This is a genomic window from Nostoc sp. KVJ20, from assembly GCF_001712795.1.
Lineage (GTDB): Bacteria > Cyanobacteriota > Cyanobacteriia > Cyanobacteriales > Nostocaceae > Nostoc.
The window spans coordinates 1-8,676 of record NZ_KV757599.1; the positions used below are offsets into that span (position 1 = coordinate 1).

Annotated in this window: 14 protein-coding genes; 7 read left to right on the plus strand and 7 right to left on the minus strand. The window is 45.8% G+C overall.

What is annotated here, in order from left to right; genetic code table 11:
• Positions 1-211: hypothetical protein (locus A4S05_RS41520; RefSeq protein ID WP_176726981.1), on the plus strand; the 211-nt coding region annotated here is incomplete at its 5' end.
• A gap of 606 nt (positions 212-817) precedes the next feature.
• On the opposite strand, the gene A4S05_RS41525 is transcribed toward A4S05_RS41520, so the two are convergent.
• Positions 818-970, minus strand: coding sequence for a hypothetical protein (locus A4S05_RS41525; RefSeq protein WP_176726982.1), 153 nt, complete (start codon positions 968-970; stop codon positions 818-820).
• A gap of 103 nt (positions 971-1,073) precedes the next feature.
• Positions 1,074-1,328, minus strand: a complete 255-nt coding sequence (locus A4S05_RS11535; protein ID WP_069069970.1) for a hypothetical protein — start codon at positions 1,326-1,328, stop codon at positions 1,074-1,076.
• Positions 1,329-1,468: 140 nt separating this feature from the next.
• On the opposite strand from A4S05_RS11535, the gene A4S05_RS11540 reads away from it, so the two are divergent.
• A complete protein-coding gene (locus A4S05_RS11540) occupies positions 1,469-2,053 on the plus strand; it encodes a tyrosine-type recombinase/integrase (RefSeq protein ID WP_218107945.1) in 585 nt (194 codons plus the stop codon).
• A 148-nt stretch (positions 2,054-2,201) separates the two neighbouring features.
• On the opposite strand, the gene A4S05_RS41530 is transcribed toward A4S05_RS11540, so the two are convergent.
• From A4S05_RS41530 to A4S05_RS11555, 5 genes are all read right to left on the minus strand, one after another.
• The gene (locus A4S05_RS41530) at positions 2,202-2,363 is read right to left on the minus strand and encodes a hypothetical protein (protein WP_176726983.1); all 162 of its coding nucleotides are present in this window, start codon (positions 2,361-2,363) and stop codon (positions 2,202-2,204) included.
• Positions 2,364-2,655: 292 nt separating this feature from the next.
• On the minus strand, positions 2,656-2,904 hold the full coding sequence (locus A4S05_RS40230; RefSeq protein ID WP_141699698.1) for a hypothetical protein: 249 nt from the start codon (positions 2,902-2,904) through the stop codon (positions 2,656-2,658).
• Positions 2,905-3,113: 209 nt separating this feature from the next.
• The gene (locus tag A4S05_RS11545; protein ID WP_069069971.1) at positions 3,114-3,401 is read right to left on the minus strand and encodes a hypothetical protein; all 288 of its coding nucleotides are present in this window, start codon (positions 3,399-3,401) and stop codon (positions 3,114-3,116) included.
• A 3-nt stretch (positions 3,402-3,404) separates the two neighbouring features.
• Positions 3,405-5,951, minus strand: a complete 2,547-nt coding sequence (locus A4S05_RS11550) for a DUF3854 domain-containing protein (RefSeq protein WP_141699699.1) — start codon at positions 5,949-5,951, stop codon at positions 3,405-3,407.
• Positions 5,952-6,483: 532 nt separating this feature from the next.
• The gene (locus A4S05_RS11555) at positions 6,484-6,774 is read right to left on the minus strand and encodes a hypothetical protein (protein WP_069069973.1); all 291 of its coding nucleotides are present in this window, start codon (positions 6,772-6,774) and stop codon (positions 6,484-6,486) included.
• Between the two features lie 191 nt (positions 6,775-6,965).
• On the opposite strand from A4S05_RS11555, the gene A4S05_RS11560 reads away from it, so the two are divergent.
• The 5 genes from A4S05_RS11560 to A4S05_RS11580 all read left to right on the plus strand — a co-directional run bounded on the left by A4S05_RS11560 (position 6,966) and on the right by A4S05_RS11580 (position 8,291).
• Entirely contained in the window at positions 6,966-7,148 is a 183-nt protein-coding gene (locus A4S05_RS11560; protein WP_069069974.1) for a ribbon-helix-helix domain-containing protein, read from the plus strand.
• A complete protein-coding gene (locus A4S05_RS11565) occupies positions 7,145-7,393 on the plus strand; it encodes a hypothetical protein (protein ID WP_069069975.1) in 249 nt (82 codons plus the stop codon). Before A4S05_RS11560 ends, A4S05_RS11565 begins: the two co-directional genes overlap by 4 nt.
• Entirely contained in the window at positions 7,390-7,596 is a 207-nt protein-coding gene (locus A4S05_RS11570) for a hypothetical protein (RefSeq protein ID WP_069069976.1), read from the plus strand. The genes A4S05_RS11565 and A4S05_RS11570 overlap by 4 nt, the downstream gene beginning before the upstream one ends.
• A 41-nt stretch (positions 7,597-7,637) precedes the next feature.
• Entirely contained in the window at positions 7,638-7,853 is a 216-nt protein-coding gene (locus A4S05_RS11575) for a hypothetical protein (RefSeq protein WP_069069977.1), read from the plus strand.
• 201 nt (positions 7,854-8,054) lie between these two features.
• Complete coding sequence (locus tag A4S05_RS11580) at positions 8,055-8,291, plus strand: hypothetical protein (protein WP_069069978.1); 237 nt, start codon at positions 8,055-8,057, stop codon at positions 8,289-8,291.
• The last annotated feature ends 385 nt before the right edge of the window (positions 8,292-8,676 follow it).

The window sequence follows — 8,676 nt, forward strand, 5'->3', positions numbered from 1 at the left end:
TGAGCAGGGGAAATTTGTACACACCGATGTTTACGAAAATGCGCTGTTTGAAATTGCTAGCAAATGTGGATTGAAAATGTTTCGGGACATCAAAGGTAAAACTTTTTATATCACTCCCCAGGATAATTGGGGCGAAAAGCTCGTTACATCGTCATCCATTGGCGGTATGGTGGAATTTCTCTCTACTCAGCCATTGCTTAAACCCCAGTAGAGTCCCTTTAAAGTGCCTCGATTGGCGGTCACAAAGGCGGTTACAGTGCCTCAATCGACGGTGACAAGTGCGGTTGCAGTGCGTCTACACTGCGGTTGCAGTGCCACGATCAACGGTGACAAGTGCCCAATGCGAGCCAGGATCAACGCTAATAAGGGCGCAATGCGAGCGGTTACAGTATGGTTGCAGTGCGTCTACACTGTCTACAGGTGTAGACAGAACTGTAGACGAGTAAAACCCGCTCTGGATGCCGTTTTTGGCAACTGTAGGCAATTTTCTTGTGGGGCTTTTTTAACAGAAATTCCCAAAAAATAGGGATTTTTTCTAACACATTGCTCAAAAAGGTAGAAGCGCTAATTTAACAGTTTAGAGTCAGTTCGCGCTTGTCACGCGAAAATTGCAACGAAAATTGCAACGCGGATCAATGCAAGTTCTGATGCAGCCGCAGCGCGACCACAAGTGCCCCGATTGAGGCAACGCTATAAGGAGCGACACAGCCGCAACGCGAACACAGAAAGCGTGTCGCCATCAGTCCGTATCATGTCGGTTCGGTTCAGTTCAAAATTCTGAACCACGGTTCAGAATCGCCAGTCATGTCGGTTCGGTTCAGTTCAAAGTTCTGAACCGTCGTTCTGAACCGTTGCCAAAATCGTTATGTTCCGCGCTGGTTGGTTGGTTCAGTGGTTCAAATGGTCGGTTCAGCAGTTCAAAGTTGGCGATCGCGATCGCAACTCCTAACTTCCAACTCCCAACTTCCAACTTCCACTAACTAGCTGGTGAAGTTGTAAGTTGAAGTCGGAAGTTACCGCAACGCAACAAGCGACTTCCATTGCACTCCCTAAACTTGGTAACAGGTTAATCTCTAGATTGAAATTTGAATAAATTCTTCTACTTCCTGCCTAGAACCTTCAATAGTCAATTGCTCTGGGTTAATGGAATGTAGTCCTAAATCATAAATATCTACAGTTTTGAGTCTGTTAATTGCCATTTGTGCATCGTCAAGAGACACAAAAAATCTGGCCTGCTCAACTTCAAACGTCCATTCGCTATTGCAAACGTAGTAAAGCTTATCGTCTAAATAGGGAACATATATCAAAAATACTTGTTTGATAACCATTTTTGCGATCCTGCTTTGCTGGTAAACTTTCGGTAAAAAGATTATTTTACCGATTGTACTGAGCGATGAGCATTTACAGACCTAAGTCTCGACCTCATTTAAAACTGGTGTATAACTCCGAATTACCGAAAGTTGAACCAGTGAAGCGCGAACCAATCATGAAGCGGCCCAAAAATGAGGATGTGCGCCCTAGAGAACATCTTAGACCCGATGAGGTCGAGCGATTAATCGCCGCCGCCAAAACAGTAGGCAGGCACAAGCTACGCGATGAACTCCTGTTGCTGATGATGTATCGTCACGGCTTGCGCGTCTCTGAGGCGATTGCCCTGAGATGGTCTGACATCGACTGGGAAACAGCGACCATCTACGTTAGGCGGATGAAGCGCGGCAACCCGTCAACTCAACCCATCTACCCAGATGAATTTAAATTACTCCGATCCTTCAAAAGCAAAGCCAAGGACAAGACACCTTGGATATTCATGAGCGAACGCGGGGCCCCCATCGCTGATGACACCGTGCGCGTCATTATCAGCCGCGCTGGAGAGATTGCAGAGTTTGACTTTCCCTTGCACCCGCACATGTTACGCCACAGCTGCGGTTATGCCCTCGCCGCCAAAGGCACAGACACCCGCCGAATCCAAGACTATCTCGGTCACAACAACATTAACCACACCGTCAAGTACACCCAGCTTTCACCCAACAAGTTTGACGGACTCTGGGATTGACTGCGCTCGAACAGTGTCCCGTACTCTGGAAACGTTATACCTTTCCCTATGTCCGGGAATGCTACAAAATTTGCCGGAGGGGTTTAACCTGTCCGTGCAAACGAATTCGCTCTTATTGCATTCAAAACTCATACGCTAATATTCGGTTTTAATCAACGACAAACCAATTAAGGGTTAAGGCCCAATCGGGGGAGTTAGCGATCGCGCTGACAATAGTGGAGAAATTAGCTTGAAACCTATTAGGTTTCACCACAGAGAATAACGGTAAAAACAGCTTAGTTTTAAACCACGCCAATGTTAGAGGAAACATCTAATGTTTCCGAAAAACAAATCACGCTAATATTTCTTCGGCAAGTATACTTGTGACTGGTTTAATTCTTCCTAAAATTGCAGTGCCAGCAACTGAGTTAGTTTCTTCGACATTAACCCCAAAGAAACCAAGTCCACTGCTTATCACCCAGAAAAAACTCTGGTGAAGAATAACGATAAAAACCTAATAGGTTTAGGCAGAGAATTCTAAGGATTTTAAAGCACGCTGTTCACAATCCAGTTCGTGTCGATCACTATACTTGTCCCCGAAGGATTTACCAGATGAAAGACCATCACGCAGTTCGTGAAGACAAGTTAACTTGTCCTCCTAAGCATTTGTCAAAATTTGTAGCTAGTCGAGAGTGCAGCAGCGAGTTACCACGTTGCATCCGAGCGCAGACTGTACAGCAGTTCTCAGAAGCATCAAAGTTTTGCAACGGTAGAGCGTGACTAGCGCGAATCTTGCGACCGCACAAAGTTAACCAAGTTTGTGAGAACGGATTTTCACTATCCATTAGGTGCAGCATTCCGTTTTGGCTCATCGGCCTTCCCAGTACTTTCATGCCAAATACACTCGCGTTTCAAACCAGTGTATAAACTTTGACAAATACTCGGCAAGTAATGACAAAAATTTACCGGACAACAAATGTTATCCGCCAGCGAATTTTGATGAATTATCGTGACGCACAGTACGCCATAATTGGCGGAAAGTTTTTTTGGGCGTGAGTGACCATTCCCCAATACCCAATGTCTAGTCACGCCAACCAACACGCTCTACGAAAAAATATTCACGTTTACCATCAAGCCATTCCCTAGAAAGGTTTTGACAAAATATCTTATTCCAAGCTTCTGCAATGGAATTTAAAGTTAATCCCCATCCGCGATATTTCGGCACAAGCGTTGCAGCATGATCCATGCATTGGCGGATAGTGCCAGAGCATAGCTCGTCGCAATTCCAGACCATTTGCTTGTCTTCATCAAAATCAAATTCCACCAACGCTTTCAAAGCCCAAACTTCAAAGCTCTGGTTTTTAACCATTGGCTAAGATTTCTCGCTAGTCGGTGGTTTTAGGCTTCCGCGCTTCACATACTGCATCCGCCGATTGGAAAATTCAATCTGCACCTTTGTGCCCCTGTTCTCCCAACCGACTATCGTCACCACTTCACCACAGTAATCAGCTTTTCGCCCTACACCAATAATCAATTCACCTCGCATCGGTGACGACCCTGGTGACGACTCTGGTGACGACTCGAAAAGCGCTTGCTGTAAGCATGGTGACGAAGGTGACGACCCAAAGCCTACTCCACTTGGAAATATAGATGTTTTTTCTGAAGAAGTTATTGTCTGATTTTCCATCTGAGTGATCAAAAGGTCGTCACCGTCGTCACTTACCTTATTTACCAAGGCTTTGAGGTCGTCACCCAGGTCGTCACCCAGGTCGTCACCTTTTACCCGCTCCATAAGAATGTAATCGTGGGTGGCGATGTGGTCATCGGCTCCACTGACCCGCAACCGCAAGCCGCGAATCGCTTTACCTGTTTTGGAAACTTGGCGCTCGATTTCCCAACCCAATACACTACGGCATAGCTCTATTAAGTCAGGGGAAAAGTTATTGCGATTTTTCGGACTGCTACCAGATTGATTGCAGTAGCGATTGTAAGAACCAAACAAGGTGGTGATGAGCGAACCGTCTTGACCCTCATGGCGATCGCAACCAATGGGAGTAACTGCAAGCGGGTCAGCAATGATGTGCTGGTTAACCCACGCTGCAATGGAATCAACCCGCATCCGGTTTTCCCAAAATTCTAAGGTGCATTCGGGAATTTCATTTAGTCCCAATATCACCCGCGTTACGTGGTCATCGCTCAAACTAAGAATGTAATTGGTGAAAGCCCCTAACTCTGGTTTAAAATCCGCTTCTAAGTTGCTACGTTTCGCTACTGGCACGGCATTATTACAAGGAACTGGAATCACCCGCCGTTTAACACGAGAAACACTTTCACCCATAAAAATCGGCAAGTTAGACAGCACCAGCACCATGCCGTCATAGCGATAGAGAAAAGCTTTCTTGCCCTTGTTCTCGGCCCTAATATCATCTTCACCCGTTAAGCTCAAGAATTTACCCAGTTTCCCTGTCTGTTTGTCTTCATCTGGGAACAGCACTAGGCGCTTGTGGTAAGCGTTCGCCCCCTCAAATCGGTTACTACACCAATCTTCTAAGGTTGTTGAGTGGACGTTCTGCTTGCCTACTAGTGCAACCAGCAACCGCGAAAAGGTTCCCTTGCCAGTCCCACCTAACCCAATTAGGTGCAAAAACTTCTGGAGGTCGCTACGACCTTTAATCACTGCATTGCAGTAACAAAGCAGTAATTCTCTAATCGCTGGGTTCCCTGCGGATAAGTGCTTTAAAAATGTGTCGATTGTTGACCAGTCGGTAGCATTGGGGTTGTGTTCCCGTGGCAGCTGCCAAGTAAACCGATAGCCTGGGGAGTGGGGGAGTAATTCACCCGTGGCAACGTCTAGCACGCCGTTGATAAATGGCAGCATATCCTTGGGTGACTTCTCTTGCCACTTGTACACAATCAGCAAGCAGCGCATTATTTTTACGACGTTGCTGATGTAGCTGTAGCTGTTAAAGTCAACGATTCCCTTGCTGTCTAAGATTTTGAAGACTATCGCTTCAATATATTCATCTGTCTGGGATGACCATACCCCTTTAAAATCAGCTTCGTACCGCATCCAGCCGCTAATGTCGTTGTTGAAAGCTAGCTGATCTCGATATTCTTCCGCTATCTCTCGCGCGATCCTGTCAGCCGGGGGGATTTTCTCGGTACTATCGCTCGCGCTCTTTTTAAACTGCTTTTCCCACTGCTTAACGCTTTGAGCATTCCCGATCGCTTCCTTGAAAGCGTCGCCCCCATGCTTGACTATAAAATCATCCATTCCTTTATCCTCCTGCGTCCACGTTGCGATCAACACTTCACACCCTTTGGCAGTCAGAAGTTTGGCAAACTGGATGATGGCTTGACGGCATGATGGCTTAGAAACGTAGTCGCTATCAAAGGCAATGACGTGTTTTGTCCCCGGCTGGGCCCAACGCTCAACCTCTGGCGCTAACTTGCCATCTTTTCCCCAATTCCACACCCCGGTCAAGGCAATTGTCGCTAACAATAGCGTCAACCCTGCCGCCGCTTTCTTGGCTCCCTCTGTCCAAATTCTGACAATGCTTTCATCGGCGTAAACCTTTGCCCAGTAGTGCTTATCAGGCATGGCAAGGAAAATCGCATCCGGTTCCATGCCGCTAGCAGTCATATACTTGGCTGGTTTTTTCTTTGGGTCGATTACATGCTCCTTATCCGGCTTGCCTTGTCCGTAAAATAGACCCATTGGCTGACCATTTCGCCAATTCACCCCACGACACCACCAACCACCTGTTTGAATTGGGTTCTTGGGCTTTATTCTGGCGTTGAGTTCTTCAGCACTCAGCGACTCAATGTTAAGTGTTGCGATCGCATCGCTGACTCCACTAAGTTCTGTCCACTCGGTTAGATGCTTTTCTGCTACTGAAACCGTGATATTCTGGTTCATAGAATTTTTCGATTGTTGGGCGGTCGCTTTTCTCTGTTCGCCCAGCAATTTCAAAAGCTTTACTCAATCTCTACACTGTTTACAGCTCCAACTAGTTGTAGACAACCCCCAAAACTTGATAAATTCAAGTTAACTTTTGTTTTTGTTCGGTATTCTTCGGACTTGGGGGACTGGTTTGTCTACAACTGCGTGGAACTGTATTCATGTTGTTGTGTAGAGATTGGGTAACTCAGCTTTTGAAACTACCGGACTTTTTCTTATGTCAGTTTCTTATATAAGATTTGCATTTGTGCAAATGCAAAACTCCTATTAGAAAAAAACACACTTTCAGAAAAACTGTTTTAAGCATACATCGGTTAGAACCGTGTATCAATTGGCAATAGGGTGTTTTAAACTAATACATTGCCCATGCAATTTGGATATCCAAAATACTGGTTTGGCTAGGTAACGCTTGAACTCTAATCACTGTAAGTGTTTGGAATTCTATACGTGCAGAATTCGGAATTCTACACGTGCAGAATGTTATTAAGAACTACATTGGTTCTAATTCCCCGTCATCAACCCATTCCGATTCGTTATCGCCTACCTCAAACCAAGGGTGATCTTCTGGCAATGAAACCCTATACTGCCAATCCATACCAGTCCAGGAAAGACCAACTACCATCACCGGGTACAAAATCTCACCCTGCTTCACCTTTGTCTTGTGCAGCACGGTCTGACCGATAAAATATTCCGGCTTGTCAAATTCTTTAGTAATCCGCAAACGCCAAAACTTTGACGCTTGACTAAAAATGCCCAAAGTGGGCGCGTCAACCGCTAACATTATCTTTGTCTCCTTGGATGTTAAGGATGGAAGTCGTGCCGGTGGGGGAGATGTCGTAGTTTCTCCTGCCGGGGCGCATTGATTATCAAACTTACAAGATAGTAACACCAGTTAACAGCAGTTAACAACTATTGTTAACCTTATTTACTGTACTAAAGGGTAAGATAGGCTAGTACCCTTTAAGCACTGCGATGCCAAGCAAAGTAACAGTTACAGTTGTTCTAACTGAGGATGAAAAGGAAAGGTTGAAGCGTTTGGCAGACGCTCAAGATCGTTCACTAAGTTATATGGCTGGCAAGTTTGTCAGAGAAGGACTAGTGCGTGCAGAGGTTGAAACTCCATCACCCGCCAATCAACATCAGGGGGCAGCATGAGTGAAGCGACCCCAGACCGCCTCGACCGCATCGAGCGCATCCTTGAAACTGTGACCACAAACCAACTGTCCCTCCAGGAAACAGTTCGCCAAAACACCGAAGAAATCCACAGCCTCACAGATATCTTGATGCACTCCATCCAAAACGCCGAAACTGACCGCGAGGTATTTCAGGCTGAAATTCGCCGCATCTGGGAATACCTGCAAGGGCAGCAGCGCAATGGAAATGGTAGGAGTGAAGGATGACTCAGAGTCCAAAACTAATATCCTGGAGTACCAAACTGAAAACCTGGAGTCAGGAACTGAAAGTTAAGAGTCTAAAACTAATATCCTGGAGTACCGAACTGAAAATCTGGAGTCAGGAACTGAAAGCTAGAACCCAGGCAATAAAAGCTAAAAGCCAGGCAAAAATCACTGGAAGCAGAGCATCAGGTATTAGAAATCATTGAAGCAGATTTGAGCGCTTGTGCTATCACAGCATAGGTAAATCATGAGCCAAGCTACTCCAGATCGACTTGACCGCATTGAAAAGCAATCTCGCCAATGGCAAGAACAACGCTACCAATGGCAAGAGCAACGTTGCAACTGGGAAGAGCAACTTTGCAACTGGCAAGAACAACGCTACCAATGGCAAGAACAACGTCACGAACGGGAAAAGAACATAAGTGCGGCTGAAAGTGCGATCGCACTTCTTTGGGCCAGATGATCATTTAACGATCATCTGTGGGTAGGGGGATTAAGGGAGCGATGCGACGCGACGAACTTACTCGCTTTACCTAAACTCACTGCTGTATTCAACTGTCTACAAATAGAATACAATGCCTGAATACAGACTGTCAACAAAACTGTAGACAACAACTACTAAACCACCTATGATTGTAGACAGTTGTATTCAATGACATAAGTTATGGTCAGCAAACAGTTTTCGTTTCGTTTGGCTGATGAGGTTGTAGAAGCGTTAGAAGCATTGCAGTTAGAAGGTGAGAGCCTAAATCAGACGGCTCAAAGGTTTATTGCTGAGTCTTTAGGATTGTCTACAGCTTCACCGAAAAAGTTGTCTACACCTGTAGACATCAAGGAGTTGGTTAAGGAAGAAGTGCGATCGCAACTGGAGGAACTGCGGGGAAAATTGAAAGCCCGGTAGTAGAGGAGAATAGCGCTACCGGGCAAAAAAGTAATTATGACTCAACTGCAAATAATCAAGTCATCGATGACTTACAAAATCAAGTCAGCAGCTTAGAAATTCGACTCAAGCAAGCAAGAAATCAAAACCAAGAGCTAGAACAGCAACTGGCTTCTTTTGAGCGGGAAAACCAGCAACTCAGGACTGAGTTACAGACAGCAGGTGCATCAGTGCAGCCGGACTATGAAGCAACCCGCGATCGCACTTTGACCAAGTTAAAAATGGGGAGGCAGTCAGCAGCCGGGAAAGCCATTGATACTTTCATCAAAGAGTTGCAGCATAAAGAGAAATCAAAACTATCCACCAACACAGCCGCGTCGCTGGTAAAGGAGGCGTACAAGCGCTA

Coding starts and splice junctions, on each gene's coding strand:
- A4S05_RS11535 (WP_069069970.1), bottom strand. CDS start 1,328: ATGGTTATCAAACAAGTATTTTTGATATATGTTCCCTATTTAGACGAT.
- A4S05_RS41530 (WP_176726983.1), bottom strand. CDS start 2,363: ATGTTTCCTCTAACATTGGCGTGGTTTAAAACTAAGCTGTTTTTACCG.
- A4S05_RS40230 (WP_141699698.1), bottom strand. CDS start 2,904: ATGAGCCAAAACGGAATGCTGCACCTAATGGATAGTGAAAATCCGTTC.
- A4S05_RS11545 (WP_069069971.1), bottom strand. CDS start 3,401: ATGGTTAAAAACCAGAGCTTTGAAGTTTGGGCTTTGAAAGCGTTGGTG.
- A4S05_RS11550 (WP_141699699.1), bottom strand. CDS start 5,951: ATGAACCAGAATATCACGGTTTCAGTAGCAGAAAAGCATCTAACCGAG.
- A4S05_RS11555 (WP_069069973.1), bottom strand. CDS start 6,774: ATGTTAGCGGTTGACGCGCCCACTTTGGGCATTTTTAGTCAAGCGTCA.
- A4S05_RS11560 (WP_069069974.1), top strand. CDS start 6,966: ATGCCAAGCAAAGTAACAGTTACAGTTGTTCTAACTGAGGATGAAAAG.
- A4S05_RS11565 (WP_069069975.1), top strand. CDS start 7,145: ATGAGTGAAGCGACCCCAGACCGCCTCGACCGCATCGAGCGCATCCTT.
- A4S05_RS11570 (WP_069069976.1), top strand. CDS start 7,390: ATGACTCAGAGTCCAAAACTAATATCCTGGAGTACCAAACTGAAAACC.
- A4S05_RS11575 (WP_069069977.1), top strand. CDS start 7,638: ATGAGCCAAGCTACTCCAGATCGACTTGACCGCATTGAAAAGCAATCT.
- A4S05_RS11580 (WP_069069978.1), top strand. CDS start 8,055: ATGGTCAGCAAACAGTTTTCGTTTCGTTTGGCTGATGAGGTTGTAGAA.